This is a genomic window from Brevundimonas sp. AVps4, from assembly GCF_058681525.1.
Window position 1 is genome coordinate 2,808,602 of the sequence record NZ_CM178741.1, and the last position, 26,721, is coordinate 2,835,322.

The window sequence follows — 26,721 nt, forward strand, 5'->3', positions numbered from 1 at the left end:
GGGATGGAAGCAACTGCCTCAAGCGGGCTGAAGACGCGCCGCCCAAACGAAAGGCCTCAAGTAGGCCGAAGGCCGATAGGCCCTCAAAAAAAGATATGCCAGACGGCCTGTAAGCCGGGTTTTGTTCCGCCCCGAAAGGACGGCGACGATCATTCCTCTGGACCGTCCATTGCTGAACGGTTCTCGCGACCTACCCGGACATCCAGGGCGGTGAGCCCCGCGAGGCGAACCCCGCACGATGTCCCTATTTGGTCTTGCTCCAGGCGGGGCTTGCCATGCCGTCCCTGTCGCCAGGTCCGCGGTGGGCTCTTACCCCACCCTTTCACCCTTGCCGCCCGCGAACGGGAGGCGGTTTGCTTTCTGTGGCGCTATCCCTCGGGTCGCCCCGGGCGGAAGTTATCCGCCGCCTTTTCACCGTGGAGCCCGGACTTTCCTCGACGGACGAGAAGTCCGCCGCGACCGCCCGGCCGTCTGGCGGGGGCTAGATGCGCCGCCCGGCCGCCCAGGTCAACAGCAGGCGGATCATTCGCGGCTTGACGAGACCGGGGGCGCCGTGACTGCTGGGCGTGGCTGGAGGGGCGAGACCATGACGAAGACGGCGACGAACAAGAGCGTGCGGCTGATGGCGGTATTCGGCCTGGCGTCCCTGGCCGCCGTGGGATTGGGCGCCGCCGTCTGCGCCCTCAGCGGCGTATCGGCGGCCTCCTGGGGACGGAACCTGGCGGCCTGGCTGGTCGGGGCGGTGATCGCCGCTGCCCTGGCGGCGGCGGGGCGGCGCGTCGTCTCGCCGGGGGCGGCGCTGGCGGTCGCCGGACTGGCCGTGGCGGGGCTGGCCGCCGGCTTCTTCAATCCAGCCCAAGAGGGGGTGCATCGCTGGATCGAAGCCGGGCCTCTGCACGTCAATATCGCCATGGTCGTCCTGCCGTCCCTGTCGGTCGTGCTGGCGGCGGCCGAGGATCGTCGAGCGATCTGGGGCGCCGCCGTCGCAGCCCTGATCCTGCTGGTCGCTCAGCCGGACGCTTCTCAGACCACGACCCTGGCGGCGGTCCTGATCCTGGTCGCCGCCTTTCGCGCGCCCAGCCGTGGAGCGAAGGCCGCCTTGATCCTGTTCGCCGGCGTTGCGGCCGCAGCGGCCTGGATGCGGCCCGATCCGTTGCAGCCGGTGGCCGAGGTGGAGGAGATCGTCGGCTTGGCCTTCCAAGTCTCGCCGCTGATCGGCGGTCTGGCCCTGATCCTTCTGGCCGTCTTCGCAGCGGTTCCGGCCGCCCTGACCCGGCCTGACGCCAGACTGAAGCTGGCCGGCGCCGCACTGAGCCTGTGTCTGGCCGCCTGGGCGGTCACGCCCTTGTTCGGCGCCTTTCCGGTTCCCTTGGTCGGGGTGGGCATGAGCCCGATCCTGGGCGCCTGGCTGGGGGTCGGACTGCTGGCGGCGACGGCGCGCGCGCGAACCTACTAATCCAGCACGCCCGTGACGCTCTCGACGCTGGCCAGCTGCAGCAGGCCGACCAGACGGGCGCGGGTCTCGCCGTCGGCGACGCCGTCGACGCGCCCGGGCCGCCAGTGGCGCTGGAAGGCGCGGACGGTGGTCTCGGTCTCGGCGTCATAGTCGCCGCCGGGCGCCAGCCCATAGCCCAGCCGGTGCAGGCCGGCGCGCAGGACCACGACCCCGATCCCCTGGTCTCCCTTCTGCAGTAGGCCGCCCAGGGCCTTGATCCGTTCGGGCGCCGGTTCGAACCACAGGCCGTGTCCGGCCTCGGCCAGCCGCTTCCAGGGAAAGAGTTCGCCGGGATCGGCCTTGCGATCCGGCGCCAGGTCGGAATGGCCGATGATGCGGTTGTCCGGAATGGTCCAGCGCTGGCGAATCTCGCCGATCAGGGCGATCACCGCGGCGATCTGGGCCTCGGGAAAGGGGCGATAGCCGAACTCATGGCCCGGATTGACGATCTCTATGCCGATGGAGACGGCGTTGCAGTCGTCCTCGCCCCGCCAGACGCCCCGACCGGCGTGCCAGGCGCGCCGTTCCTCGGGCGCCAGCTGGAAGATGCGGCCGTCCTCCTCGACCAGATAATGGGCCGAGACCTTGGCCTCCGGGTCGCGCAGCCGCGACAGGGCGGCCTCGCCGGTCTCCATCCCGGTATAGTGCAGGACCAGCATATCGGGCGGCGCCCGGCGCGCATCGAAGTTCGGCGAGGGCGCCGCGATCAGCTCAACCATGGTTCAGGGGGATTCAGCGGCCGTGGCGGTCCCAGCCGTAGGCGACCCAGGTGCCGTTGACCTTGTGAGCCTCGATCAGCTCGGGGTCTCCGGCGCGACGGCGCGGGGTCAGGTTGCGGCGCGCCCGCATGGCCAGACCGGCCAGAAAGACCAGCACGCCGGCGAACAGGGCGATCACGGCCACCGCGGCGGCGGTGAAGACGGCCAGAACAGCGCCCACCGCCATGGCGGCGACGGCGGCGATCAGGCCGGCGACCCACAGGATGGAGGCCACCAGGCCGTTGGGCCGGCGACGGGCCGCGACGCCCAGGGAGGCGAGACGTTCAGACTGGAACATGGATCATCCTTTCAGACGTTCCGCAGAACGCCCAAGCCTCAATGTCGGTCCATTGAGACGTGCGGTCAATGGAGCGCCCCCTCACGCCTGTGTGCGATGGATCGTCACGCCTCCTTCAGAAGACCGGCTGATCGGCCAGCACGACCGCGCCCTCGCTGCGCATCCGCTCGCCCTCGATGCGGCGCATGACGGCCTGGGCCTGAGGGTCGGCCATGACCCCGCCCAGCATGACCAGGGCCCGGGCCGCCTCGCTCTGGACCCCGAACATTTCCGACAGGGCCTCCCACGGCGACTTCTGCTTGGGGAAATGTTTGAAGCGGACCGACTCGCCGGCCGGAATCTTGGCCAGGCCCTTGGCCTTGGCCACCGCCTCGTTCAGCCCGCCCAGCTGATCGACCAGTCCCAGAGGCAGGGCCTGAGCGCCGGTCCAGACCCGGCCCCTGGCGATCTCGCGCACCCGCGCAGGCTCCAGCTTGCGGCCGGTGGCGACGCGCGTGATGAAGTCGTCGTAGATTCGGTCCATCGAGGCCGCAAAGGCCGCGCGCTGGCTGTTGGTGAAGGGCTGGGTCGGGGAGAAGGCGTCGGCGTAGGAACCGCCCACCGTCAGCTCGCGCATGTCCACGCCGAACCGGCCCAGGGCGTCGGCGATCACGAACTTGCCGCCGAACACGCCGATGGAGCCGGTCAGGGTCGAGGGCTGGGCCACGATCCAGTCGGCTTCAGAGCTGATCCAATAACCGCCGGAGGCGGCGTAGGCGCCCATGGAGACCACCACCGGCTTGCCGGCGGCCTTGGCCGCGCGCACGGCGGCCAGGATCTGTTCCGACGCCTCGGGCGAGCCGCCGGGCGAGGAGACGCGGAAGACGATGGCCTTCACGCTCTTGTCCTCGATGGCGTCATAGATGGCTTCGGCCGTATCGTCAGAATGGATGGAGGAGCCGCCGCCGAAGCCGCCGCCGTCGCTGCGGCCGGTCACGATCGCCCCTTCCCCGCCGACGATGGCTATGGCGTTGCGGCCTGATCCGGTCCGTTCGCCCTTTTCAGAGACGTATTTGCCGAATTCGACGATCTCGGCGCCCTTGCCGGCGCGGCGCTTGATCTCGGCCTCGGCCTCCTCGACCTGGCCGATCTTGTCGACCAGCTTGTTAGCCAGGGCCTGTTCCGCCGAATAGGGGCCGGCCTCGATCACCGTCTTCAGGGCGGCCGAGGTCGTCTTGCGGTCCTGGGCGGCGTTGGCCAGGGCGCTGTCATAGATGGAGGTCATCCAGGCCGTCATCGCCTCGCGGTGGGCGGGGGTGTAGTCGCTCTGGGTGTATTCGTTGACGGCGTTCTTGTATTCGTAGCGCTGCTCGAAATCGGCGCGGACGCCGTATTTGTCGAAGGCGCGCCCCAGGAACAGACTGTCGGCCGAGAAGCCGGTGGCCTGGAATCCGGCGGTGTTCTGCATCCACAGTTCCGACGCCGAGGCGCCGACCATATAGGTGGACATCACCGCGCCCGCAGGGGCGAAGCCCTGGCTGTGAGCGATGACCGGCTTGCCCGAGGCGCGGAAGCGGCGGATCGCCTGGCGCAGCTCATCCGCCGAGGCCGGGGTCATGCCGCTTTCCGGCAGGCGGACCAGCACGGCCTTGACGCCGGAGTCCTTCTCGGCCTGGGCCAGACCGTCCACCACCTGGGTCACCGACAGGCCCGATCCCCCGAAGGCCGCGAACGGATTGGTCGAGGGCTGGTCGCTGATCCCCTCGCGCAGGTCCAGTTCCAGCACCATGGTCGCGGGCGTCGTCGGCTTGGAGGCGCCGGCGATGGCGACCGTCAGCAGAACGACCGGGACCACGACGACGAACAGGATCAGTCCGGTGAAGACACCCAGAACCGTCAGAAAGAATTGCTTCATGGGAAAAGGCGCGCTCGCAAGAGGCCGGAATGGCTCAGCCGCACCATAGAGCGGGAACGGTCACCGTCAAATGAACGTCGTGCAACGTGCGGGCGCAGTTCGGCGCCGCACACGGCCGCGGTTGCAATGCGGCGCCGCGATTGATGCGGAATGCGGAAATGCCTATATGAGCCGCCTGCGAGCGGGGGCCTATCGCCCCGTGTCCTATTTCGGAGACCGCCGTCCATGCTGGTCACCCTGATGAAGTCCAAGCTGCACCGGGCCACGGTGACCCAGGCCGACCTCGATTACGAGGGGTCGATCGCCATCGACATGGACCTGCTGGATGCGGCCGGAATCTATCCGAACGAACAGGTCGATGTGCTGAACATCACCAACGGCGCCCGTTTCACCACCTACGCCATCGAGGCCCCGCGCGGCTCCAAGGTGATCGGCGTCAACGGCGCCGCCGCCCGCCTGGTCCAGAAGAACGACAAGGTGATCGTGGTCACCTACGGCCAACTGCCCCAGGAAGAAGCCCGCCAGTGGACGCCCAATGTCGTGCTGCTGGACGATGATAACGAGATCAAGCGCGCGGCCTGAGCCGAGATCGACGCCGATGCAAAAAGGCCCGCCGGCGACGGCGGGCCTTTCTCATTCTGCGCCCAGGATCAGCGGGCGATGTCGTAGACGCCGGTGATGTCGATCCGCACCGTCAGTTCGCCGGCGGCCACCGGCGTGCTGTCACGGCTTTCCATCGCCACGGCGCGGGCGGCGAACATCGGCTGCGGCGGCTGGGGCGCATAGCCGCCGCCTTCGCTCAGGTTGCGGATGCCCGCCAGCTGGACGTTCAGGGCCTGGGCGTACAGCTGAGCCTTGGCCTGAAGCGCCTGCACGGCCTGTCGGCGCGCCTGGTCCTCGGCCGCCGAGGGATCCTTCAGGCCGAAGCTGATGCCGTCGATCTGATTGACCCCGGCGGCCACCACGGCGTCGGCGGTGGTCCCGACCTTGGTCAGGTCGTTGATCGTCACCGTCACCCGATTCACGGCCTGATAGCCGCGCAGCTTGGGCGGTTCGTTCTGCTGATAGTCATATTGCGCCGACAGGTTCAGGCCCGAGGTCTGGACGTCGCGCTCGGCGATCCCGGCGCGGCGCAGGGCGGCCATGACCTGGGTCATGCGGGTCGCATTGTCGCGCATCGCCTCCTGGGCCGTCGCCGCCTCGGTCTGGACGCCGAAACTGATGGTCGCCATGTCCGGCGCGGCCTTGACCTCGCCATAGGCCGACAGGTTCAGGGAGGGCGGAGGCTGCATCATTTGGACGCCCGGCTGGACCGTCTGGGCCGCAGCCGGCGCGACGGCGCCCATCACCGCAGCGGCCGTCAGGGCCCCGCCCAGCATCAGGGATTGGAAGGCGCGTTTCATGAAGATGTCTCCGTGGAAGATCCCGACCGACGGGGTCGTCGATCCATGGCCGTAACCTTGGCCTTTTACGCCTGAACGAACGTCCGGTCGTCGATGTCGGTTTCCGTTCATCTTGATGAATTCGCCGAAACGGACGCGGCGAAGATCAGGCCCTTGGCAAGCCGCGCCCTCCCCTGCTAGGCCGTTCCTCCCGCCGCGCCGCGCCTCTCGGCCGCGTCCCTGGGGGCCTGTAGCTCAATGGTTAGAGCCGACCGCTCATAACGGTCTGGTTGGGGGTTCGAGTCCCTCCGGGCCTACCAACGGTTTGTCGAGCGCCTATACTTGGTTCAATGGATGCTTGATCTGCGCGCCGCAGCACGCATCCGGCCTCTGGGTAAGAGCAAAAGATGTTGGAAGTTCTCGCCTCTGCCCTGCTCTTCGCGATAGCCGTAGGGTTTTTCGTACTGGCAAGACGCCACGGATCGGCCAATCCGCCCCACCGATTTGCCATTTCCAAGATGGGTATTGGGACGAGGACCGCCATAATTTTGGGCGTTCTGGCCCTGCTGTTCGCCTATTTTTCTTATCGATAGCCTGCCTTCAAGGCATGGTGGAAGCTCGAAGGCGCTTCAGCCCCTCGCGGGCGTACTCATTGTCTGGATCAAGCCGCAGCGACGTTTCGAAATGGGCGATCGCCGCCGCAAAGTCGCCCTCGGCCACCGAAATGTCGGCCAGGCCGTCATGGCTGAAGGCCGATTGCGGAAACTGTTCGAGCGTGAACTCGAAGATGCGGCGCGCCTCATCCATGGCCGGCAGGCCGGACAGCTCATAGCCGATCTCGACCAGAAGCTCGTCGGTGGCGAAGGCTTCGGCCGATGGCTGGGCCGCCTTCATGGCCTGATACTGGCGGATTCCGGCCTCGGCCCCTCCCGCCATCACCGCATCCAGGATCGCCGTCTTGGGCTGAACATCCGGCAAGGACGTCGGCTCGCCGAAATAGAGGCCGGCGAGGGCCCGGGCGGTCCCGCCGCCGCTGGCCTCGTCGCTGTTGCTGAGGACCACGATGGTCAGGTCGTCTTCGGGGAAGCGGGCGACCATGTTGGAAAACCCCGGCCCGCTGCCCGCATGGCCGACCATACGGCGACCGTGCCAGGTGCGAATCTCCCAGCCGAAGCCGTAGTTGTTGCGCGCCCCGTCGGTCATCTGGGCCAGGGAGGCGGGAGAGACCAGCCGCCCGGCGCCGACCGCCTGAGCCCAGGTCGACAGATCGTCCACGGTGCTGCTGAGCCCCGCCTCGCCGTAGACGCCGGTCATCGACTGCGGCGTCGCCTCGATGAAGGTGGAGCCGATCGAATAGTAGCCGGTCGCCAGATGAGGGATGATCCGGCGTGAAGCGTTGAAGACCGTATGATCCATGTGGAGCGGCGCCAGAATCCGCTCACGAAGGACCTCCGGATAGGGTTTGCCGGCGACCCGTTCGATGATCGTCCCCAACAGGTTGTAGCCGGTGTTGCTGTACCGATAGCCCTGGCCCGGCGCGAATTCGAGCGGCCGATCCCGCACCAGGGCCACGACGCCGCCGGGGCCGTAGGTTCGGCTGTCCAGGGCTTCGTCCCAGTCCGGCAGGCTGGTGTAGTTGGGGATTCCGGAGGTGTGGGTCAGCAGTTGCCGCACGGTGACGGCCCGCCAAGCCGGGGGACAGTCGGCGAGGTGGTCGCAGGCCAGGTCATCGACGCTGAGCCGCCCCTCCTCCTGCAGCATCATGATCAGAAGGGCGGTGAAGGGCTTGGTGACCGAGGCCAGTTGATAGACGGTGTCGGTGTCATTGGGGACGTCGAAGGCCCGGTTCGCCAGTCCATAGCTTCCCCGGAAGACAGGCCTCCCGTGCGCGGCGACCAGGACAGTCCCGCTGAAGGCCGCGTTCTGCACCGCCGCCTTCATATAGGCGTCGAAGGCCGCGCTCAGATCGGGTGCGACGGCGGACGGTGACGGGGCTGACTGGAGCTGGGCGGCCTGGATCGAGGTCGCGCACGCGCCGCTCAGCAGGGCGCAGGCAGCTGCGGCAGCCGCGCGCCAGGTCTTGTTCAAAGCCACGTCAAATCCTCCGTCACATCCAGATATCTTTGCATCAAATTATTTTACGTCAAGATATTTTACACAAAGGTTTGTGCGTGTGGTTTTCACCGCCTATCCTCCCCCCATGATCCAGACCCCCTCCTCGCCGGACGTGATCGACGCCGTCCTGGCTGACTGGCGAAACGCGCGGCCCCAAACCCAGGCCGACGCCCTGAACATCGTGGGACGCATCCTGTGGCTGGGGCGACGGTACGAAGAGGCCGTGGCGCAGATGCTGGCCGAACACGGCCTGTCCTATTCCGACTATGACGTGCTGGCGACCCTGCGCCGCGCCGGCGCGCCCTTCGAACTGTCGCCGACGGATCTGGCTAAGCGTGTCCTGCTGAGTTCGGGCGGCCTGACGGCCTGCCTGCGGCGTCTGGAGACGCGAGGCCTGGTGTCGCGCCACAGTGTGAAGGAAGACCGCCGACGCCTGTTGGCGCAGCTGACGCCGGAAGGTCTGACCCTGGTCGAGGGTTTCATAGACCCGCGTTTCGCCATGGCCGAACGCGCGCTGGCCCCGCTGGACCCGACCCAGAGACGGGAGGCGGAGACGGTGCTGCGCCGCCTGATGACGGCGGCGGAAAACTGAGGCTGCTGCGGATCAGCCGCCCTGGGTCCAGCGTTCGACGTCGGGCTCCAGTCCGATCAGGGCCAGGCCGGCGGCGATGGATTCGAACTCTCCGCCGGTCTCGATCCGGTCGGGGCCGAAGCGGCGGGTGAACAGGGTGCGGACGGCGGGGGTCAAGGAGGTGCCGCCGGTCAGGAAGACGCGGTCGATGGTGGAGGGGGCCAGGCCGGAGCGGTCGATGGCTTGGTCCAGCGCCGCCTCCATCTCGGCCAGTTCGGGGGCGATCCAGGCGTCGAACTGGGCCCGCGTGACCGTCGCCTCGATCCGCACCCCGCCCGCGACGAAGCGGAAATCGGCCGTCTCGTCCCGCGACAGATCCTGTTTCAGGCTGGAGACGGCGCGGTACAGGGCGTGGCCGTGGTTGTCGTCCAGCACCTCGATCAGCCGCTCGATCTTCTCGGGCTCAAGCGAGGTGGTCGCCAGGGCGCGGATGTCGCGCATGTCGCGCGACGCCCGCAGCAGGGCCAGCTGGTCCCAGCGGGCGAAGGCGGAATAGTAGCGCTGGGGCGCCGGCAGGGTCTTGCCCAGGCTGGTGTAGAAACTGCCCTTGCCCAGTTCGGGCGAGACCAGATGGTCGATGATCCGATAGTCGAAGGCGTCGCCGGCCACTCCGACGCCGGATTGGGCCAGGGGCGTGGATTTCAGCCCCTCGGGCGTGCGTTCGAACCGGACGATGGAGAAGTCGCTGGTGCCGCCGCCGAAGTCGGCGACCAGGACGGTGGCGTCCCGTTCCAGGGTGCGGGCGAAATAGAAGGCGGCGCCGACGGGTTCATAGGCGTAGCGGACGTCCTGGAACCCTAGCCGCTTGAACGCCGTCTCGTAGCGCGACAGGGCCAGGGCCTCGTCGGGCCGATTGCCGGCGAAGGTCACGGGGCGGCCGACGATGACGCGGGGCGGCAGATCGGCCATGGCGGCCCCCGCATGGTGGCGCACCTTCAGCAGGAAGGCGGACAGCAGATCCTCGAACGTATAGCGCCGGTCGTGGATGCGGGTCTCGGTGAAGGCGGCGCTGGCGGCGAAGGTCTTGAACGACTGAATGAAGCGCGTGTCCACCGGATCGTCCACATAGGCCTCGATGGCCCAGGGCCCGGCCTCGACCACCCGTTCGGGGCGACCGCCGTCTTCGGCCGGGTGAAACTGGAAGCTGAGGGCCGAGCGGAAGGTGGAGACGCCGCCCGACCCGTCCACCGTGAAACGGACCAGCTCGGCGCCGGTCGCAGGATCGGCCAGGGCCACGACCGAATTGGTCGTGCCGAAGTCTATGCCGATCGTGATCGGTTGCGGCGTGGTCATGACCCGGCTCCTCGAAGGGCGGGCTTCCTACAGTGTCCCGGCGGATTAGGAAACGCCGGATCGGGGCTCTACCGGCGGTTCGTCGCCTCGGCGTGTCGCGCCAGCAAGGCCTCGGCCTGGCCCAGGTGCAGACGTTCGACCATGGCGCCCCCCACCCGGATCGCGCCTCGCCCCTCGGCTTCCGGCGCGGCGAAGGCCGCCACCACCGCCTGCGCCGCCTGGACCTCAGCCTCGGACGGGGCGAAGGCGGCGTTGGCGGCGGCGATCTGGGACGGGTGGATCAGGCTCTTGCCGTCAAAGCCGTACAGCCGGCCCTGCGCCGCCTCGGCCGCCAGGCCGTCGACGTCCTCGATCCGGTTGAACACCCCGTCGATGGCCAGCAGTCCGTGCGCCCGCGCCGCGACCACCAGGGCCGCCAGCCAGGGTTTGAACGGTTCGCGATCCGGCGACGCGCCCGTCCTCAGGGCCTTGGCCAGGTCGTTGACCCCCAGCATCAACCCCTGAAGCCCCCCGCCCGCCGCCGCAATCTCGCTCAGGGCGATCAGGCCGCGCGGCGTCTCGATCATGGCCCACAGGGCCACGCCCGGCGCCCCGGCCGACAGGGCGTGAACCGTCTCGGCCGTCTCGACCTTGGGCGCGACGATCAGACCGGCGCCCGCATCCGCCAAGGCACTCAGATCGTCCTCGCCCCACGCCGTGTCCAAGGCGTTGATCCGCACGCCCAACCGGGGCCGGAAGCCCCCCGTCTTCACCGCCGCGACCGCCGCCGCCCGCGCGTCGATCTTGGCCTCGGGCGCCACCGCGTCCTCCAGGTCCAGGATCGCCACGTCGCAGTCCAGCGTCCGCGCCTTCTCCACCGCCCGGGCGTTCGAGGCCGGCAGATAGAGGACGCTGCGGACCAGATCGCGCCGCATCAGACCCGCCCGGTCACAGGAACCAGCGCCCCGGTCATGGCCCGGCTCTCAGGCGAGGCCAGGAACAGGATCACCGCCGCCAGATCGGCCGGCGCCACCCAGGTCGCCGGATCGGCGTCGGGCATGTCCTTGCGGTTGGCGGGCGTGTCAATGATTGACGGCAACACCGCATTGACCGTTACGGACGTGGTCTTCAGCTCCTCCGCCAGGGCCTGGGTCAGGGCGTGGACACCCAGCTTGGCGGCGCCGTAAGCCCCCATGCCCGCGCCGGGCTTCAGCGCCGCAGCCGAGCCGACATTGACGATCCGCCCCTCCGACGCCGCCTTCAGATAGGGCAGGGCCGCGCGACTGGCGTTCAGGGCGGTGGTCAGGTTCAGGGCCTGCATCCGGTCCCAGGCCGGCTGCGCATCGTCCGTCGTCTGCCAGACGAAGCCGCCGGCGATATTGGCCAGGACGTCCAGCCGCCCGTAACGGCTGATGACAGAGGCCACGGCCTCCTCGGCCTGGGCCGGGTCGGTCAGATCGACGCCGCCGACCTCCAGCACTCCGGCGGGAACCGGATGGCCTTCGGCGTGGTCGATGACGGCGACCGCCAGCCCCGCCGCCAGGGCAGCCTCCAGCACGGCCCGGCCCAGCACCCCGTGCCCGCCCGTGATCGCGATCACCCGTTTCATCTCGTCCTCCATCCCTTTGCCCCTCTCGTCTGTCGGCTCAGCCTGCGGCGAAGACCTTGGCCATCAGGCGCTCCAGCCCCGCCTGGTCCACGGCGTCGAAGGCCGCCTGGGTCGTCGCGTCCACGTCGAACACGGCGATCAGTTCGCCCTGAGCGTCAAACACCGGAACCACGATCTCGCTGGCCGAGCGGCTGTCGCAGGCGATATGGCCGGGGAAGGCGTGGACGTCCTCGACCAGCTGGGTCTGGCGCGTCGCCGCCGCCGTCCCGCACACCCCGCGCCCGAAGGCGATCCGCAGACAGCCCAGCGTCCCCTGATACGGCCCGACCACCAGTTCGTCGGCCCCATCCGGCGTCTTGGCCGGCGCCACGACATAAAAGCCCGTCCAGAAATAATGGTCGAAGGCGTCGGCCAGCATCGAGGCCACGGTGGCCATTCGCGCGGTCAGATTCGGCTCCCCGTCCAGCACCGCCAGGATCTCGGCCTCGACCTCGGCATAGCGGTTCGCCTTGTCGGCGGGGCGGTCGTCGCGGGGGACATAGGACATGGGCGCTCCTTCGATTCGCAGTCGATATAGGAGGCCCCATCCCCGGAAGCGAGCCTTCGTCCACAGGGTTCAATTTGTTAAATACCGGAAATCGCACAACAAGGTTCGTCGTGTCGAAATTTGCCGCTTGCTGTGGCGCCGCTTTGTCGCAAAACATTGTTAACCATGTTGGGCGGTCTGACCCGTCGGCGCCGGCGCGCCGTCCTGCGTCGCGTCGGCCAGTGGGATTGCGGGAGCGACAGGAAGGTATGGGCGAGTACGACAACGCCGGTCACGGTCCGTCCCAGCTCCAGCGGCATCGTATGCCCCTGGCCGGCGGCGCCGTGGCGGTTCTGATCCTGCTGATCGCCGTCCTGCTGCTGGCCAGCTGCGGCGACGGCGCGCCCGGCTTCTGGCGGCGCGGCCAGAACGAGGCCGCCCTGTCCTGCCCCCGCCCGGCCTCGGTCACAGGGTCCGAGTTCAACGCCCAGGAGGCGAGCCTGCGCCACCTGCGCCGCGCCGCCTTCCGCGGCGACGTCTTCGCCCAGCTGGAGCTGGGCTCGCGCTACGCCGCCGTCCGCGCCACCGACAAGAATATCGAGGATCCGATCGAAAGCTCGGTCTGGTACGCCATGGCCCTGGCCAATGACGAGGGCTACGCCCCGATCAACGGGGTCGAACCCCAGGGCGGCGGCCTGTTCGGCGGCGGTCTGCGCCGTCTGTCGAAGTACGACGACTGCCGCGCCTTCGAACGCCACCGCGCCTATCAGGTTCTGGACCGCCAGCTGTCGCGGATGAGCCGCGAGGAGCAGGAGGCGGTGCGCGACCGGGTCATCTACGTCCTCTCCACCCAGGACGCCGAGGGCTATCGCACCCTGGCCCGCCTCCACGACGGTCTCTACGGCCCCTTCGGCGAGCCTGCCGACAATCGCGAGGCCCGTGAGGCGCTCGGCCGCAAGCCCGAGGGCAAGAGCTTGGGCCAGCCCCGTTCGCGCGGCGGCTACTGGGCGGCGGTCAATCTGTTCCAGCGGAACGACGTCGACGCCTATCTCTATAACTATCTGGCGGTCCAGACTGGCGACGTCGGCGCCTATGTGCTGATGAAGGACTTCGAGCGCTCCTCGCCCGGCCGCGCCCAATATGCAGGCTTCGTCGAGGCCAAGGCGCGTCAGTGGACCCCGCCCTTCGAATTCTATCCGCTGGAGGCCCCGGCCTCCGGCGTCCCCTTCTCGGACGAGAGCCGCCCGCGCGGCGACGCCTATGAATACGCCCTGTCGCGGCTTCAGGGCGAACTGCCCTTCGTCCATGTGGGCCGCGCCCTGCGCTATCTGGGCGTGACGCCCGAGGCCGTCACCGCGCCCGAACAGCTGTCCCGGCAACAGATCGAGGCCTTTGAAGCCATGCTCGGCCATGCGACCGAGAGCCGGCTGTCGCCGCTGGAGCGGGTCCGCGCCATCCAGCTGGCCGCCGTCAACGGCTCGTCCGAGGCCCAGCTGGTCCTGGCCGTCATGTACGCCGAGGGGATCGGCCTACCCGCCGACTACGCCCGGTCGTTCAAATGGTTCGAGGAGGCGGCCCGCCAGGGCAGCCCCGAGGCCAAGTTCGCCATGTCCACCTATTTCGCCCTCGGCGTCGCCGGGGTGGCGGATCAGGACAAGGCCGAGGCCGTCGCCTTCCGCATCGAATCCGCGCTGTCGGGCTTCGGCCCCTCGGCCTCGCGCCTGCAGGCCCTGTTGTCCCAGGTGTCCCGCGCCCAACAACAGCGCCGCTAAAAGGGAGGGTCTGGTCGCATGAACATCCGCTCGCTCGCGAAGGTCTCGCTCCTCGTGGCCTTGGCCCTGTCCATCGTCACCGCCCTGCCCGACCCGGTTCAGGCCCAGGTCGCCGCCAAGGTCGAGGCCCAGACCCGCCCCAATTTCGGCGTCCTGCTCGATCCGCCGACCCGCAGCCGCCCGCACGCCCATCGCCGCTACGACTACGGTCATTATCGCGGCCCCGACTGGCGCCCCCTGCCCCGCCCCCCGCATCAGGACGAGGTCGTCCTGGTCGATTGCGGCGGCAATCCCGGCTCGGGCGCGATCGAGAGCGCGGTCCAGCGGGTGCGTCCGGGCGGAACCCTGATCATCCGGGCCAGGGCCGGCGCCTGCGTCGGCTGGCTGAACATCGACAAGCCGATGACCATCATCGGCGACAGCGGCTTCGATCCGCGCCGCTGGGATGCGGCCACGCCCACCCTCCAGGCGCCGGACGGCCTGCCCTGCCTGACCGCCGCCCCCGGCGTCCGGGTCGAGGTCCGCGACCTGGTCTTCGCCTCGCCCCACGCCGGCGACGCCGCCTGCGTCATCGGCTATGGCGCTGAAATCGTCATGAGCCGCGTCGGCTTCCGCCACGCCGGGGACGAGGCGGCGATCTACGCCGACGGCGGCCTTCTGGACCTGCGCGACGTTCTGATCGACGCCCGCACCGTCTCGGCCGCCGTGGTCGCCGACGGCGCCGCCGTCACCCTGTACGAGACCGCCATCACCGGCGCCGTCTCGGGCGTGGACCTGACGCCGGGATCGACCGGCCCGTCCAGCCTGACCTCGGTCACCCTGATCGGCTCGGAACAGCCGAACAACTTCGGCCCCCGCGCCATCGGCCTGATCGTCCGCGCCTCGCGCGACTACGGCCAGGTGGCCGTCAGCAACGCCAAGATCTGCGGCTATGTCGAAGGGGTGGCCGTCGAGGGCGCCTCGGTCTCGGTCTCCAACAGCCGCATCTGCAAGGGCGACAAGGGCGCCGTCCTCTACAACGGCGAACTGCTGTTCAATCAGAACCGCGTCCGCGTGGATCAGGTCGGGGTCGCCGCCGCCTCGGGCCGGGCGGTGATCACCGGCAACAGTTTCGCCGGCGTTCGCGACGCCATCTACGGCGAGCCGCGCGCCAGCATCGAGGCCCGCGACAATCGGGTGTGGTCGCGCGACCTGTGCCGCCCCCGCTTCGAAAACCGCTACCGCGACCGCTACGTCCCCTCCTGGGGCGGCGGCGACCGCGGCTATGACTGCCAATACAGCCCCTATCCGCGCGACTGGTGGGAGGCCGAAGACGGTCAGTACTATGACTACGGCTATCCGCTGGACGGCTATGATCGGTACCAGCAGGGCTACGGCTGGTATGATCGGGACGGCCGCTATGTGCCGGACAACCGCTACTATGGCGATGATCGTTGGAGTCGCGGCGGGCGCGGCTGGTAATCGTCCCTGTACGGCGCAGTCCGCCGGTTCGGCGTGATCCGAAAAACCGAGGTTCGGAAACCGGTTTCAGGCTCACGCTTTGTTACAAACGCCATGGTCAAGCCGGTTTCGCCGCGCTAGAGCAGGCCGCATGTGCGAGCGGGTCAACCCGCCGAACCTTAAGACAAAGCTCAGGGGCTTAAGATGACTCAGTGGGTGTACGGCTTCGGCGGAGGCTCCGCCGACGGCGACGCGTCGATGAAGAACCTTCTCGGCGGCAAGGGGGCGAACCTGGCGGAAATGTCCGCCCTGGGCCTGCCCGTCCCGCCCGGCTTCACCATCACCACCGAGGTCTGCACCTACTATTACGCCCACGGCGAGACCTATCCGGCCGATCTGGAAGACCAGGTGAAGATGGCCCTGGCCAAGGTCGAGGGCGTGGTCGGCAAGACCTTCGGCGACGTGGACAATCCCCTGCTGGTCTCGGTGCGTTCGGGCGCGCGGGCCTCGATGCCCGGCATGATGGACACGGTGCTGAACCTGGGCCTGAACGACCAGACGGTCGAGGGCCTGGCCAGGCTGTCGGGCGACCGGCGATTCGCCTTCGACTCCTATCGCCGCTTCATCACCATGTATTCCAACGTGGTCCTGGGCCTCAGCCACGACGACTTCGAAGAGGTGCTGGACGCCCACAAGGACCGGCTGGGCGTCAGCGTCGACACCGATCTGAAGGCCGAGGACTGGGAGCGGGTCGTCGAAGACTACAAGGCCGTGGTCGAGCGCGAACTGGGCCACCCCTTCCCGCAGGATCCGAAGGACCAGTTGTGGGGCGCCGTCGGCGCCGTGTTCGAAAGCTGGATGAACGACCGGGCCAAATTCTATCGCCGCATGCACGACATCCCGGAAAGCTGGGGCACGGCCGTCAATGTCCAGTCGATGGTGTTCGGCAATATGGGCGAGACCTCGGCGACCGGCGTGGCCTTCACCCGCAACCCCTCGACCGGCGAGGCGCGGCTGTACGGCGAGTTCCTGATCAACGCCCAGGGCGAAGACGTGGTCGCGGGCATCCGCACGCCCCAGTCCCTGACCAGGATCGGCCGCGAGGAGATGGGCGAGACCGCCCCCTCGATGGAAGAGGCCATGCCCGAGGTGTTCGGCCAGTTCGTCGAGGTGGTCGGCAAGCTGGAGAGCCACTATCGCGACATGCAGGACATCGAGTTCACGGTCGAACAGGGCCGGCTCTGGATGCTGCAGACCCGCAACGGCAAGCGCACCGCCAAGTCGGCGCTGAAGGTGGCGGTCGATCTGGCGGCGGAAGGCGTGATCAGCCAGGAAGAAGCCGTCAGCCGGGTCGAGCCCTCGGCGCTCGATCAGTTGCTGCACCCGACCCTGGACCCGGAGGCGCCCCGCACCGTCATCGCCGCCGGCCTGCCCGCCTCGCCCGGCGCGGCGACCGGCAAGATCGTGTTCGACGCCGACGAGGCCGAGCGTCTGGCCGGGCTGGGCGAGGCCGTCATCCTGGTGCGTGAGGAGACCAGCCCTGAGGACATCCACGGCATGCATGCGGCGCGGGGCATCGTCACGGCGCGGGGCGGCATGACCAGCCACGCGGCCGTGGTGGCGCGCGGCATGGGCCGGGCCTGCGTCTCGGGCGCCGGCGAGATCCATATCGACGAGGCCAAGGGCGTCTTCACCGCCCGCGGCCGCAGCTTCAAGACCGGCGACATCATCACCATCGACGGCTCCAAGGGCGAGGTGCTGGACGGCGCCGTGCCGATGATCGAGCCGGAACTGACCGGCGACTTCCAGACCCTGATGGGCTGGGCCGACAAGGTGCGCCGCCTGAAGGTGCGCGCCAACGCCGAGACCCCGCTGGACGCCAAGACCGCGCGCGGCTTCGGCGCCGAGGGCATCGGCCTGTGCCGGACCGAGCATATGTTCTTCGACGACACCCGGATTGCCGCCGTGCGCGAGATGATCCTGGCCGACGACGAGGCCGGGCGCCGCACGGCCCTGGCCAAGATCGCCCCGTTCCAGAAGTCGGACTTCGTCGAACTGTTCGAGATCATGGCCGGTTTGCCTGTCACCGTTCGCCTGCTGGATCCGCCGCTGCACGAGTTCATTCCCCATACGGAAGAGGACATCGACGCCCTGGCCGCCTCTTCGGGCATCGACGCCGAGAAGCTGAAGCGCCGGGCCAAGGAGCTGCACGAGACCAACCCCATGCTGGGCCACCGCGGCTGCCGGCTGGGCGTGGCCTATCCCGAGATCTACGAGATGCAGGTCCGGGCCGTGCTGGAGGCGGCGCTGGAGGTGAAGAAGAGCTCGGGCCAGGCGCCGATCCCGGAGATCATGCACCCGCTGGTCGCCCTGGGTCTGGAGATGAAATATCTGCGCGAACTGACCGACCGCACGGCCAAGGCGGTGTTCGCCGAGGCCGGCGACAGCGTCGACTATCTGGTCGGCACCATGATCGAACTGCCCCGCGCCGCCATCCGCGCGGGCGATCTGGCCGAGCACGCCCAGTTCTTCAGCTTCGGCACCAATGACCTGACCCAGACCACCTTCGGCATCAGCCGCGACGATTCAGGGCGGTTCCTGCAGGCCTATCTGGACAAGGGCATCTTCGAGACGGACCCCTTCGTGCGTCTGGACCAGGACGGCGTCGGCGGCCTGATCGAGATCGCCACCGAACGAGGCCGTGCGGTTCGCCCCGAGGTCAAGCTGGGCATCTGCGGCGAGCACGGCGGGGATCCGTCGTCGATCGCCTTCTGCGAAAAGGCCGGCCTGGACTATGTCTCCTGCTCGCCCTACCGCGTGCCGATCGCCCGCCTGGCGGCGGCCCAGGCGGCCCTGAGCGGGGAGCGTGAGAAGGACCGCTGAGGTTAGACATTCTCCGTCATCCTCGGGCTTGACCCGAGGATCGGACGCGACGCCGCTTGTGCGAAGACTTTGACGCACAGCCCGATCAACGTCTGGTCCTCGGGTCGAGCCCGAGGATGACGGGGTGAAAGATTAGAGGGCGGTCTCTAACGAGGCCGCCCTTTTTGTTGCATCGCCACAAAGTCGCCGACCTTGACAGAACGCAGTGTGTGTCTCGCCGTCCACAGACGATGGACCGTTGTGGCGGCCTCTGGAACAGAGAACGCCCTCACCTATTTAAGCACTCGCTGGATGGGGCTGATGATCCAACCGGTCATCACATCTAGGAGTTAATAAGAAACAATGCGCAACATTCTTCTCGCTGCTGTCGCCGTTTCCGCAATCGCCGCTCCGGCCTTTGCTCAAACCAATCCTGAACCGCGTGGTTACGGATCGCTGGGCTATACTCATCTTGAAGGCGACAACGCCACCACCGGCGCCGTGACCGGCCGCCTGGGCGTCAATTTGAACCGCTACCTGGCTCTGGAGACCGAGGCCTCGGTCGGCGTCAAGGACGACGACTTCACCGTCGCCGGCGTGGACGGCACGACCAAGCACGAGTGGGACGCCGCAGGCTATGTGGTCGGCAAGGTGCCGGTCTCGGACAAGCTGGAGCTGTTCGCGCGCGGTGGTTACGGCCATACCGAGCTGAAGCAGGAGTTCCCCGGCGCCAACACCGACGTGGGCGGCGACAGCTGGAACTACGGCGCCGGCGCCAACTACTATCTGGACGGCGTGAACGGCCTGCGCGCCGACTGGACCCGTCGCGACTACCGCGATGATGCAGGCGAGGCTGACGCCTATTCGCTCAGCTACATCCGTCGCTTCTGATCCCGGCGATCAGGCGGATTGAAGAAGGCGCGCTCCGAAAGGGGCGCGCCTTTTTTCTTTCAGGACTTCAGGCGAAGTCGCCAGCCAAGGCCCAGCGCTGCGAGCCTTCGCCGAACGGACGCACAAACCAGTCGCGGTACTGTTCGAAGGCTTCGATGATCTTCTGACGCAGGGCCTGGGCGTCCACCGCCTCGCCGCGCTGGCGCCTGAGGGCCGCAACGCAGTCAACGACCAAATTCTGATGAGCCGAGCCGCCCATGCTCTTCAGCACGGCGGCGATATCCTGAGCCAGGCTTTCCAGCACTGTCTTCGGCGTCGTCTGAGCCATCTGGGAACTCCCCTGTTCTCGACAATCGAACGCCTCGCAAAATCCGCCGCCGGATTCAAGCGTGGCCTCAGAAATTATCGTCGCAGATCGGGATTAACCTGCCGTAACGCCGGTCGAAACTTTTGGTTTCGTCACCCTAGCCACGCTTGCGCACGAACACGGTCCCGGCCGAGTACCCTGCGCCGAAGCTGCAGATCAGACCGGTCTCACCGGGGACGAAGCCGTCGTTGTGCAGGTGGAAGGCGATGATCGAGCCGGCCGAGGAGGTGTTGGCGTAGTCGTCCAGGATGATGACGTTCTCTTCCGACGACGGTTCGCGACCCAGCACCTTCTTGCCGATCAGCTGGTTCATGTTGATGTTGGCCTGGTGCAGCCACAGCCGCCTCAATTCCTGCGGATCCAGGCCCAGTTCGCCGGCGTGGTCGACAATCATGTCCGAAACCATCGGCACCACGTCGCGGAAGACCTTGCGACCCTGCTGGATGAACAGCTTGTCGTTCTGGACGCTGTCGTCGGCGACCGGCGAATCCAGATGGTCGGTGTCGCGCGCGTTGCGATTCAGGAAGCCGAAATTGTTGCGGATATTGTTCGAGAAAACCGTCTTCAGCCGCGTGCCCAGCACGTCCCAGCCGCCGGGCCCGGCGGTGTCCGAGGATTCCACGATCACGGCGGTCGCCACATCGCCGAAGATGAAATGGCTGTCGCGGTCGGTGAAGTTCAGGTGGGCCGAGCAGATCTCCGGATTGACCATCAGCACGGCCTTGACCGAGCCGCCGGCGATGAAGTCGGCCGCCGTCTTGATGCCGAAGGTGGCCGAGGAGCAGGCCACATTCATGTCGAAGGCGAAGCCCTCGATCCCCAGGGCCTGCTGCACCTCGATGGCCATGGCCGGATAGGGGCGTTGCATGTTGGAAGCGGCGCAGAGCACCGCGCCGATCTCGCTGACCGGCTTGCCCCAGGCCTCGATCGCCTGACGGGCGGCCTTGACCGCCATCTCGGCCAGGATCGACAGCTCCTCATTGCTGCGTTCGGGCAGGTTGGGCGCCATGCGGGCGGGGTCGATCACCCCGGCCTTGTCCATCACGAACCGCTGCTTGATGCCCGAGGCCTTTTCGATGAACTCGGGCGAGGAATGGGGCTTGGCCTCCAGTTCCCCCGCCTCGATCCGATCTGCGTGACGGGCGTTCCAGCCGTCGGCCCAGGCGTTGTAGCTGTCGACCAGTTCGGCGTTGGAGACCGATTGTTCGGGGGTGAAGAGGCCGGTTGCGGCGATGACGGCGTGTTGCACGGGTAGACAGTTTCCTTTGCGAACGCCTTCAATAGGACGGCGGCGGCCTGCGGTCGAGAGAGGCGATGATCCCGGCGGCCCAGCGCTGAACCTGGCCACGCGGCGCCGGCGGCGGCGGCAGATCGCGGGCCGCGATCAGGGCTTGGACCAGATCCTCGGCCTCGCAGGGCCAGCCCTGAGGCGTGACATAGATCGGATAGTGGATCAGGGCGGCCAGGATCAGATGATCGACTGTGGCGCGCCGGGTGCGGCGGTCGAAGCCCAGCCGGTCGTCGGTCAGGCCCCAGCCGGCGTAGAAGGGCCGGCCATAGACCGACACCGCCCGACCCCGCATCAGAGCCTCGAATCCGGTCAGGGAGGTCAGGGTCGCGACCCGGCGGCAGGCGTTCAGGCAGTCGATGATGTCCAGCCCGTCCGCCACGGCGTCGACGGCGGACAGGGCCGAGGCGTCCAGCCGTCCGGGCCGGTTCCCCGCCAGAACGTCGGGGTGGTTGCGATAGACCAGAAAGGCGTCCGGGTGATCGGCCCGCGCCGCCTCGACCAGGGCGGAGTTGGTGTTCAGGTCCGGTTCGCAGCCCAGCAGGATCGACTTGTCGTTCTCCACCTGGCCGACGACCAGCAGCACTTCGCGATCGCCACTCCTGTCTTTGGGCCAGTCCGCCGGCGCCTGGCCCTTCAGATTATATTTCGACAGGCCGGCCTCGACGATGCGGGTCCGAAGCGCAGCGGCGCGGGCCAGCTGCTCCGGCGTGGCGGCGGTCGTCTCGATCAGGGTTTCCAGCCGCGACGGGCGCGACGGGTCGTAATAGACCCCCTGGTCGTCCAGGGCGACCGACAGGGCGCCGACGAAATCGGACCCCAGGCCGCGCGAACGGATGAAGCCGTCCTCCATGCGAACGGTCGGGCCGTCAAAGGTTGCGGCGGCCCGGCGCACGGCCTCGCTCTCCTTGCCCGCCCACCAGATCAGCCGACCATTGGTCGCGGCGGCATGGGCGGCGGCCCGCGACGGCGACATGAAATAGCGCATCCGCGCCTTGGGCGAGTTCAGCAGGCGGCGCACCGGCGGGCGTTTGGCCGGGGCGAAGCCGACGGCGGACCAGGCGCCCGCCAGCCGGTCGGCCCGATCACGCAGGCAAATCAGCCGCTCCAGCGCCTGTTCAGCTTCGCACCGTTCGCCGGTGACGGGATCGACATAGCGGCTGTAGGCGATCAGGGCGGCGGCGGCGACCTGTTCCAGACTGCGCCCTACACCCCGGCGGCCGGTGTCCACGGCGTCGGTCGTCAGGCCCCAGCCGGAATAGAAGGGCGCCCCGAAACAGCGCACCGGCAGGCCGCGCAACAGGGCCTCGAATCCGAGCGCAGACGTGACGCAATAGACGGCGTCCACCGCCGCCAGCAGGTCGGCGGGCCGCACGTCGGCGTCCACCAGGGTGACGCCGGACAGATCGGTGACGCACCCCCGCTTCCGGCCCGCCGCCACCGCCGGGTGGCGTTTGACGATCAGCTGGGCCTCGGGCTCGTCGCGCCGGGCGGCGGCGACCATGGCGTCGAAACTGTCTTGCGTCGCCAGCCCATAGCCGATGGAGGCGTCGCCGAAGGTCTGGTCCACGATCAGGACGCGGCGGCCGGGCCGCAGCAGGCCGGGCTCCAGCGGCCCGCCCATATTGGTCTTGGACACGCCCGAGGCGACGATGCGGTCGATCAGGGCGCGGGCGCGGGCGGTCAGGGCGGCGTCGCACCAGGCGTCGGCGGTCTGGATCAGATGTTCGAGGCGGCTCGGCCGGGTGGCGTCATAATAGACGCCCAGATCATCGACGATCAGGCTGAGGCTGGCCGCCCCCGCCTCCCCCAGGCCGACCGAACGCAGGAAGCCGTCTTCCAGCGCGACATAGGGGCGGGCGTTGGCTTCCGCCCAGCGGCGACCGGCGGCGGCCGTCGGCTTCATGCCCCAGCCCAGCACGGCCTGAACCTCGGCGCCCGGCAGGCGACGCAGGTCGTAGTCGTTCAGGAAGACATCGAGGAAGGGGACCTTCAGCACGCCGGGCGCGCAGACCCAGGCGGGGGTTTTTGCGGCGATGTCCGAAACTGGGGTCAAGGCGGGTCCGACGGATTGAGCGCGAGGTTTAGGGCGGTTGGGGGCGTCGGGCTAGAGTGTGCTGATCTTCCCCCGCTTGCGGGGAAGTGTCAGGCCGTGGCGCGCAGCGACACGCCTGACGATGGGGGAAGTCTTCTTGTTGAAACAAGACTCCCCTCTCCGACCCTGGTCCGCTGCGCGGACGCCGGGCCACCTCTCCCGCAAGCGGGAGAGGGTCTTGAGCGCCTACCCCGCGATCTGACCGAAGTCCGCCACCCGGCCCATCACGTCCCGCACCTGACCCAGCAGCTTCAGCCGATTGTCGCGTTCCTCAGCCACGTCGGAGTTGACCAGCACGTCCTCGAAGAACCGGTCCACCGGGGCGCGCAGGGCCGCCAGGGCGGTCATGGCGGCGGCGAAATCCTCGGTCTCCAGGGCGGTCTCGACGGCGGTGCGGGCGGCGTTGACGGCGAAGGCCAGGGTGGTCTCGGCCTCGGGCTGGTTCGGCAGGCCGGTCTGGACCATGCCGGTCGGAACCGGTCCCTTCTTCTCCTCGGCGCGCAGGATGTTGGAGGCCCGCTTGTAGCCGGCCAGCAGATTGGCCCCGTCGTCGGTGGCGAGGAAGGCGGCCAGGGCTTCGACCCGGCGCACGATGCGGACGAGGTCGTCGTCGCCCAGGGCGAAGACGGCGGCGACGAGGTCGTGGCGCTGGCCTTGGTCGCGGAGGAGGACGGTCAGGCGGTCGGCGAAGAAGGGCAGCAATGACCCCGTCAGCGCTTGCCAGCGAGAGAAAGATACCTCGAATTGCTGCTCAATATCTGTGACGAGCCACTCTTTCCCAATGGGCAAGGGATCGACCGTGAGCCAGACGCTTGCGCGACCTTGTCGCCAGTTGTCCAAATCGAAGCAAACTGACTTAACCGCCTCACTGCCAGCCAGTTCATTGGCAAAGCCGTAGCCTCGCGTAAGAGCTTCATCTCGTAGCTCTTGCGTTCGCTCCGCTGAAAGTTTTTCAGTCGCTAGGAAGACGGGTTTTTCAGCCATTTGGCTGATCAAATTTGCGGCAGCTCGCCAAACAAAATGATCCAGCGATAACCTCGAACCCGTTTCAAGAACGAGCCGCGTGAACCCAAGCGTTGCACGCCGCAGCGCGAACGGATCCTTCGACCCCGTGGGCTTTTCGTCGATGGCGAAGAAGCCGACCAGGGTGTCCAGCTTGTCGGCCAGAGCGACGGCGACCGTGACGGGCGCGGTCGGGACGGTGTCGGCGGGGCCTTGGGGTTTGTAGTGGTCGCGGATGGCGTCGGCGATGCGGTCGCGCACTTGAGGCGTCCAGCCCCCTCCACCGCTCCGCGGTCCCCCTCCCCCAAGGGGGGAGGATTGATCCGTGCGATCTCCCCCCTCAGGGGGGAGTGGCCGCGAAGCGGACGAGGGGGGCGCGCTCAGCAGACGCGCGTAATAGCCGCCCATGATCCCCTGCAGTTCCGGGAATTCGCCGACCATGCCGCTGGCCAGATCGGCCTTGCACAGGCGGGCGGCCATCTCGGCCTCGTCCGCGTCGGCGCCGACCAGGGGGGCGATCTCGCGGGCGAGCGCCGCGATGCGGTCGACCCGCTCGGCCAATGTGCCCAGTTTGGCGTGGAAGGTGACGCCCTTCAGCTTTTCGTTCCAGGCGTCGAAGCCGACCTTCTGGTCCTCATCCCAGAAGAAGCGGGCGTCGTTCAGGCGGGCGGACAGGACGCGGCTGTTGCCGGCGGCCAGGGCCTTGCCGCCGTCGGTCGCCTCGACATTGGCGACGACCAGGAAGTTGGGGGCCAGTTGGGGCGCGCCCCCCTCCCCCGCTTCGCTGGTGCTCACCCCAGAGGGGGTAGAGCTGCGGACGGCGAAATACTTCTGGTGCACCTTCATCGACAGACGCACGACCTCGGGCGGCAGGGCCAGGAACTGCGGGTCCATGTCGCCCAGGATCGGGGTCGGCCATTCGGCCAGGCCCGCCACCTCGTCCAGCAGGCCGTCGTCGTCGACCAGCACCAGGCCGCGCGCGGCGCAGGCGGCCTTGGCCTCTTCCAGAATGCGCAGCTTGCGGTCGGCCACGTCCAGCAGGACGAACTCCCGCTCCAGCTGGGTGCGGTAGTCGACGAAGTCGCTGACCTTCAACAGTTGGCCCGAGCCGAGGAAACGGTGCCCCTCTGTGATCGCATCGGACGGGATTCCGTCGATCTCGAACGGGACCACCTTGCCGTCGAACAGGCACAGGATGCGTTTGATCGGACGGACCCAGCGCAGGGTTCCCGAGCCCCAGCGCATCGACTTGGGCCAGGGAAAGGCGCGGATGACCTGGTCCACCGTCTCGGCGACCAGATCGGTCGTGGCCCGGCCCTTGGACGACAGAACGGCGTAGAGGACGCCGTCGCGCTCGGTCAGTTGATCGCGGGTCAGGCCGGTCTTGCGCAGGAAGCCCTCCAGCGCCTGTTCCGGCGCCGAGGCCTTGGGCCCCTTCACCTCTTCCTCGCGGTCGGGCGTGGCGGCGGGCAGGCCGTCGATCACCAGGGTCAGACGGCGCGGGCCGGCGTAGGTCGTCAGGGCCTCCCAGGTCAGGCCGGCGGCCTTCAGCCGGTCGGAGACCATACGCTCCAGGTCGCGCGCGGCGCCCTGCTGCATCCGGGCGGGGATTTCTTCGGAGAAGATTTCGAGGAGGAGTTGGGGCATCAGTCAGCTTGTCTGCGTTGGATCGACAGGTTGAGGTCGCGCACCACACCTGTCTCGTCGGCATGGAAACCGACCAAAATTTCAAAGGGCACAGGGCTGAGCGCCGCGCCGCTGATTATATCTGCGAACTGCTGGCCGACCACGAACTGAGCACTGACGCCATGTTCGTGTTCAAACACATGACCAAGGGGCTCGTCGTCTTCTAGCGGAACCGCGAGAAACGAACCCTGCAAGGGGCAGTCCTTTTCGCCGTCCAGTTCAAAGGTCGTCTGAAACGCCCATTGCACTTCCTGCGACGCGACCTTGGTCATCGGGACATACAGCGCTTCGTTGGCTACGATCGCTCCACCGCCGACCGGCTTGATCAGCTTTGGGCGGCGGTCAGCCAGAGAGATGACGGTATCATCTCTCATGCCTCGGCCCGTTCCCGCTCTACATAGGCCGTCGCGCAGGCTTTGCAGAGTTCGCGGATGCGGCCGATGTAGCTCTGGCGCTCGGCGACGGCGATGGCGCCGCGGGCGTCCATCAGGTTGAAGAGGTGGCTGGCCTTCAGCACCTGGTCGTAGGCCGGCAGGACCAGGGGCTGGTCTTGCGGGCCGCGCATGTCCAGCAGGCGCTGAACTTCCGACACCATGTCCTCAAACCGGCGTTTCAGACCGTCGACGTCATAGCCGTGGAAGTTGGCCTCCGACTGCTGGCGCTCGTTCTCCAGGAAGACCTCGCCATAGGTCAGCCCCTCCTTGGTGAACTTGAGGTCATAGACGTTGTCCACACCCTGGACATACATGGCCAGACGCTCCAGCCCATAGGTCAGTTCGCCCGAGACCACATCGACCTCTATGCCGCCGACGCCCTGGAAATAGGTGAACTGCGTCACCTCCATCCCGTCGCACCAGACCTCCCAGCCCAGGCCCCAGGCGCCGACCGTCGGGTTCTCCCAGTCGTCCTCGACGAAGCGGATGTCGTGCAGTTTCGGATCAATCCCGATCGCCGCCAGCGAGCCGAGATAGAGCTCCTGAAGATTGTCCGGGTTCGGCTTCAGAATGACCTGGTATTGGTAATAGTGCTGGAGGCGGTTCGGGTTTTCGCCGTAGCGGCCGTCGCCGGGGCGGCGGCTGGGCTGGACATAGGCGGCCTTCCACGGCTTGGCGCCGAGCGCGCGCAGGACGGTGGCGGGGTGGAGCGTGCCGGCCCCGACTTCGATGTCATAGGGCTGGAGAATGGCGCAGCCCTGCTCGCCCCAATAGCGATGCAGGGTCAGGATCAGGTCCTGGAAGGCGAGCGGCTCGGTCGAGGTGGTCAAATCGGGCTCGGGAGGGGCTGGAAAAAGGACGGCGGACCATAGGGCCCGGCGCCGCGCGCTTCAACACGCGCGGG

Annotated in this window: 22 protein-coding genes, 1 tRNA gene and 1 other RNA gene; 8 read left to right on the top strand and 16 right to left on the bottom strand. The window is 67.8% G+C overall.

Annotated features, from left to right (window positions below; translation table 11 throughout):
- Positions 1-94: 94 nt before the first annotated feature.
- An RNA gene (gene rnpB, locus ACW178_RS13990) (RNase P RNA component class A) lies at positions 95-475 on the bottom strand.
- 111 nt (positions 476-586) lie between these two features.
- Here rnpB and ACW178_RS13995 point away from each other — a divergent pair.
- Positions 587-1,456, top strand: coding sequence for a hypothetical protein (locus ACW178_RS13995; RefSeq protein ID WP_191558300.1), 870 nt, complete (start codon positions 587-589; stop codon positions 1,454-1,456).
- Here the strand turns inward: ACW178_RS13995 and ACW178_RS14000 are convergent.
- From ACW178_RS14000 to sppA, 3 genes are all read right to left on the bottom strand, one after another.
- Complete coding sequence (locus ACW178_RS14000; RefSeq protein WP_191558299.1) at positions 1,453-2,214, bottom strand: peptidoglycan recognition protein family protein; 762 nt, start codon at positions 2,212-2,214, stop codon at positions 1,453-1,455. The two genes, ACW178_RS13995 and ACW178_RS14000, sit on opposite strands and share 4 nt — an antisense overlap.
- A 13-nt stretch (positions 2,215-2,227) precedes the next feature.
- A complete protein-coding gene (locus tag ACW178_RS14005) occupies positions 2,228-2,551 on the bottom strand; it encodes a hypothetical protein (RefSeq protein WP_054766448.1) in 324 nt (107 codons plus the stop codon).
- A gap of 115 nt (positions 2,552-2,666) precedes the next feature.
- The gene (gene sppA, locus ACW178_RS14010; RefSeq protein WP_492024675.1) at positions 2,667-4,445 is read right to left on the bottom strand and encodes a signal peptide peptidase SppA; all 1,779 of its coding nucleotides are present in this window, start codon (positions 4,443-4,445) and stop codon (positions 2,667-2,669) included.
- 225 nt (positions 4,446-4,670) lie between these two features.
- On the opposite strand from sppA, the gene panD reads away from it, so the two are divergent.
- Positions 4,671-5,027: an aspartate 1-decarboxylase gene (panD, locus tag ACW178_RS14015; protein WP_191554391.1), complete on the top strand. Its 357-nt coding sequence runs from the start codon at positions 4,671-4,673 to the stop codon at positions 5,025-5,027.
- A gap of 68 nt (positions 5,028-5,095) precedes the next feature.
- Here panD and ACW178_RS14020 read toward each other — a convergent pair whose 3' ends face one another.
- Positions 5,096-5,848 carry an SIMPL domain-containing protein gene (locus tag ACW178_RS14020; protein ID WP_182713309.1) on the bottom strand — a complete coding sequence of 251 codons (753 nt, stop codon included), beginning with the start codon at positions 5,846-5,848 and terminating at the stop codon, positions 5,096-5,098.
- Between the two features lie 223 nt (positions 5,849-6,071).
- Here ACW178_RS14020 and ACW178_RS14025 point away from each other — a divergent pair.
- A tRNA-Ile gene (locus ACW178_RS14025) sits at positions 6,072-6,147 on the top strand.
- Positions 6,148-6,427: 280 nt separating this feature from the next.
- Here ACW178_RS14025 and ACW178_RS14030 read toward each other — a convergent pair.
- Positions 6,428-7,921 (bottom strand): serine hydrolase, encoded by a 1,494-nt coding sequence (locus ACW178_RS14030; RefSeq protein WP_287106254.1) that lies wholly within the window; start codon positions 7,919-7,921, stop codon positions 6,428-6,430.
- 106 nt (positions 7,922-8,027) lie between these two features.
- On the opposite strand from ACW178_RS14030, the gene ACW178_RS14035 reads away from it, so the two are divergent.
- Positions 8,028-8,534: a MarR family winged helix-turn-helix transcriptional regulator gene (locus ACW178_RS14035; protein ID WP_287106253.1), complete on the top strand. Its 507-nt coding sequence runs from the start codon at positions 8,028-8,030 to the stop codon at positions 8,532-8,534.
- A gap of 12 nt (positions 8,535-8,546) precedes the next feature.
- Here the strand turns inward: ACW178_RS14035 and ACW178_RS14040 are convergent, their stop codons facing one another.
- From ACW178_RS14040 to ACW178_RS14055, 4 genes are all read right to left on the bottom strand, one after another.
- The gene (locus ACW178_RS14040; RefSeq protein ID WP_287106252.1) at positions 8,547-9,866 is read right to left on the bottom strand and encodes an Hsp70 family protein; all 1,320 of its coding nucleotides are present in this window, start codon (positions 9,864-9,866) and stop codon (positions 8,547-8,549) included.
- A 68-nt stretch (positions 9,867-9,934) separates the two neighbouring features.
- On the bottom strand, positions 9,935-10,780 hold the full coding sequence (locus ACW178_RS14045) for an HpcH/HpaI aldolase/citrate lyase family protein (protein ID WP_492024676.1): 846 nt from the start codon (positions 10,778-10,780) through the stop codon (positions 9,935-9,937).
- Positions 10,780-11,454, bottom strand: coding sequence for an SDR family NAD(P)-dependent oxidoreductase (locus tag ACW178_RS14050; RefSeq protein WP_287106249.1), 675 nt, complete (start codon positions 11,452-11,454; stop codon positions 10,780-10,782). Before ACW178_RS14050 ends, ACW178_RS14045 begins: the two co-directional genes overlap by 1 nt.
- 37 nt (positions 11,455-11,491) lie before the next feature.
- Positions 11,492-12,001, bottom strand: a complete 510-nt coding sequence (locus ACW178_RS14055; RefSeq protein ID WP_287106248.1) for a GAF domain-containing protein — start codon at positions 11,999-12,001, stop codon at positions 11,492-11,494.
- 248 nt (positions 12,002-12,249) lie between these two features.
- Here ACW178_RS14055 and ACW178_RS14060 point away from each other — a divergent pair, with 248 nt between their 5' ends.
- The 4 genes from ACW178_RS14060 to ACW178_RS14075 all read left to right on the top strand — a co-directional run bounded on the left by ACW178_RS14060 (position 12,250) and on the right by ACW178_RS14075 (position 18,945).
- A complete protein-coding gene (locus ACW178_RS14060; protein ID WP_287106247.1) occupies positions 12,250-13,752 on the top strand; it encodes a tetratricopeptide repeat protein in 1,503 nt (500 codons plus the stop codon).
- Positions 13,753-13,770: 18 nt separating this feature from the next.
- On the top strand, positions 13,771-15,213 hold the full coding sequence (locus tag ACW178_RS14065) for a hypothetical protein (RefSeq protein WP_492024677.1): 1,443 nt from the start codon (positions 13,771-13,773) through the stop codon (positions 15,211-15,213).
- 183 nt (positions 15,214-15,396) lie between these two features.
- Positions 15,397-18,075, top strand: a complete 2,679-nt coding sequence (gene ppdK / locus ACW178_RS14070; protein ID WP_492024678.1) for a pyruvate, phosphate dikinase — start codon at positions 15,397-15,399, stop codon at positions 18,073-18,075.
- A gap of 342 nt (positions 18,076-18,417) precedes the next feature.
- Positions 18,418-18,945 carry a porin family protein gene (locus ACW178_RS14075; protein ID WP_054766462.1) on the top strand — a complete coding sequence of 176 codons (528 nt, stop codon included), beginning with the start codon at positions 18,418-18,420 and terminating at the stop codon, positions 18,943-18,945.
- Between the two features lie 67 nt (positions 18,946-19,012).
- On the opposite strand, the gene ACW178_RS14080 is transcribed toward ACW178_RS14075, so the two are convergent.
- The 6 genes from ACW178_RS14080 to ACW178_RS14105 all read right to left on the bottom strand — a co-directional run bounded on the left by ACW178_RS14080 (position 19,013) and on the right by ACW178_RS14105 (position 26,647).
- The gene (locus ACW178_RS14080; protein ID WP_054766463.1) at positions 19,013-19,273 is read right to left on the bottom strand and encodes a hypothetical protein; all 261 of its coding nucleotides are present in this window, start codon (positions 19,271-19,273) and stop codon (positions 19,013-19,015) included.
- Positions 19,274-19,409: 136 nt separating this feature from the next.
- Positions 19,410-20,561: a beta-ketoacyl-ACP synthase III gene (locus tag ACW178_RS14085; protein ID WP_191554398.1), complete on the bottom strand. Its 1,152-nt coding sequence runs from the start codon at positions 20,559-20,561 to the stop codon at positions 19,410-19,412.
- Positions 20,562-20,589: 28 nt separating this feature from the next.
- Positions 20,590-22,656 (bottom strand): capsule polysaccharide biogenesis protein, encoded by a 2,067-nt coding sequence (locus ACW178_RS14090; protein WP_224762166.1) that lies wholly within the window; start codon positions 22,654-22,656, stop codon positions 20,590-20,592.
- Positions 22,657-22,881: 225 nt separating this feature from the next.
- Positions 22,882-25,344: a glycine--tRNA ligase subunit beta gene (glyS, locus tag ACW178_RS14095; RefSeq protein ID WP_191554399.1), complete on the bottom strand. Its 2,463-nt coding sequence runs from the start codon at positions 25,342-25,344 to the stop codon at positions 22,882-22,884.
- The gene (locus ACW178_RS14100) at positions 25,344-25,757 is read right to left on the bottom strand and encodes a hypothetical protein (protein ID WP_152950823.1); all 414 of its coding nucleotides are present in this window, start codon (positions 25,755-25,757) and stop codon (positions 25,344-25,346) included. Before ACW178_RS14100 ends, glyS begins: the two co-directional genes overlap by 1 nt.
- The gene (locus ACW178_RS14105) at positions 25,754-26,647 is read right to left on the bottom strand and encodes a glycine--tRNA ligase subunit alpha (protein ID WP_191554400.1); all 894 of its coding nucleotides are present in this window, start codon (positions 26,645-26,647) and stop codon (positions 25,754-25,756) included. The genes ACW178_RS14100 and ACW178_RS14105 overlap by 4 nt, the downstream gene beginning before the upstream one ends.
- Between the last annotated feature and the right edge of the window lie 74 nt (positions 26,648-26,721).

Excerpts from the sequence above, each read along its gene's own strand:
- ACW178_RS13995 (WP_191558300.1), top strand. The coding sequence starts at position 587 with ATGACGAAGACGGCGACGAACAAGAGCGTGCGGCTGATGGCGGTATTC.
- ACW178_RS14000 (WP_191558299.1), bottom strand. The coding sequence starts at position 2,214 with ATGGTTGAGCTGATCGCGGCGCCCTCGCCGAACTTCGATGCGCGCCGG.
- ACW178_RS14005 (WP_054766448.1), bottom strand. The coding sequence starts at position 2,551 with ATGTTCCAGTCTGAACGTCTCGCCTCCCTGGGCGTCGCGGCCCGTCGC.
- sppA (WP_492024675.1), bottom strand. The coding sequence starts at position 4,445 with ATGAAGCAATTCTTTCTGACGGTTCTGGGTGTCTTCACCGGACTGATC.
- panD (WP_191554391.1), top strand. The coding sequence starts at position 4,671 with ATGCTGGTCACCCTGATGAAGTCCAAGCTGCACCGGGCCACGGTGACC.
- ACW178_RS14020 (WP_182713309.1), bottom strand. The coding sequence starts at position 5,848 with ATGAAACGCGCCTTCCAATCCCTGATGCTGGGCGGGGCCCTGACGGCC.
- ACW178_RS14035 (WP_287106253.1), top strand. The coding sequence starts at position 8,028 with ATGATCCAGACCCCCTCCTCGCCGGACGTGATCGACGCCGTCCTGGCT.
- ACW178_RS14040 (WP_287106252.1), bottom strand. The coding sequence starts at position 9,866 with ATGACCACGCCGCAACCGATCACGATCGGCATAGACTTCGGCACGACC.
- ACW178_RS14045 (WP_492024676.1), bottom strand. The coding sequence starts at position 10,780 with ATGCGGCGCGATCTGGTCCGCAGCGTCCTCTATCTGCCGGCCTCGAAC.
- ACW178_RS14050 (WP_287106249.1), bottom strand. The coding sequence starts at position 11,454 with ATGAAACGGGTGATCGCGATCACGGGCGGGCACGGGGTGCTGGGCCGG.
- ACW178_RS14055 (WP_287106248.1), bottom strand. The coding sequence starts at position 12,001 with ATGTCCTATGTCCCCCGCGACGACCGCCCCGCCGACAAGGCGAACCGC.
- ACW178_RS14060 (WP_287106247.1), top strand. The coding sequence starts at position 12,250 with ATGGGCGAGTACGACAACGCCGGTCACGGTCCGTCCCAGCTCCAGCGG.
- ACW178_RS14065 (WP_492024677.1), top strand. The coding sequence starts at position 13,771 with ATGAACATCCGCTCGCTCGCGAAGGTCTCGCTCCTCGTGGCCTTGGCC.
- ppdK (WP_492024678.1), top strand. The coding sequence starts at position 15,397 with ATGACTCAGTGGGTGTACGGCTTCGGCGGAGGCTCCGCCGACGGCGAC.
- ACW178_RS14075 (WP_054766462.1), top strand. The coding sequence starts at position 18,418 with ATGCGCAACATTCTTCTCGCTGCTGTCGCCGTTTCCGCAATCGCCGCT.
- ACW178_RS14080 (WP_054766463.1), bottom strand. The coding sequence starts at position 19,273 with ATGGCTCAGACGACGCCGAAGACAGTGCTGGAAAGCCTGGCTCAGGAT.
- glyS (WP_191554399.1), bottom strand. The coding sequence starts at position 25,344 with ATGCCCCAACTCCTCCTCGAAATCTTCTCCGAAGAAATCCCCGCCCGG.
- ACW178_RS14100 (WP_152950823.1), bottom strand. The coding sequence starts at position 25,757 with ATGAGAGATGATACCGTCATCTCTCTGGCTGACCGCCGCCCAAAGCTG.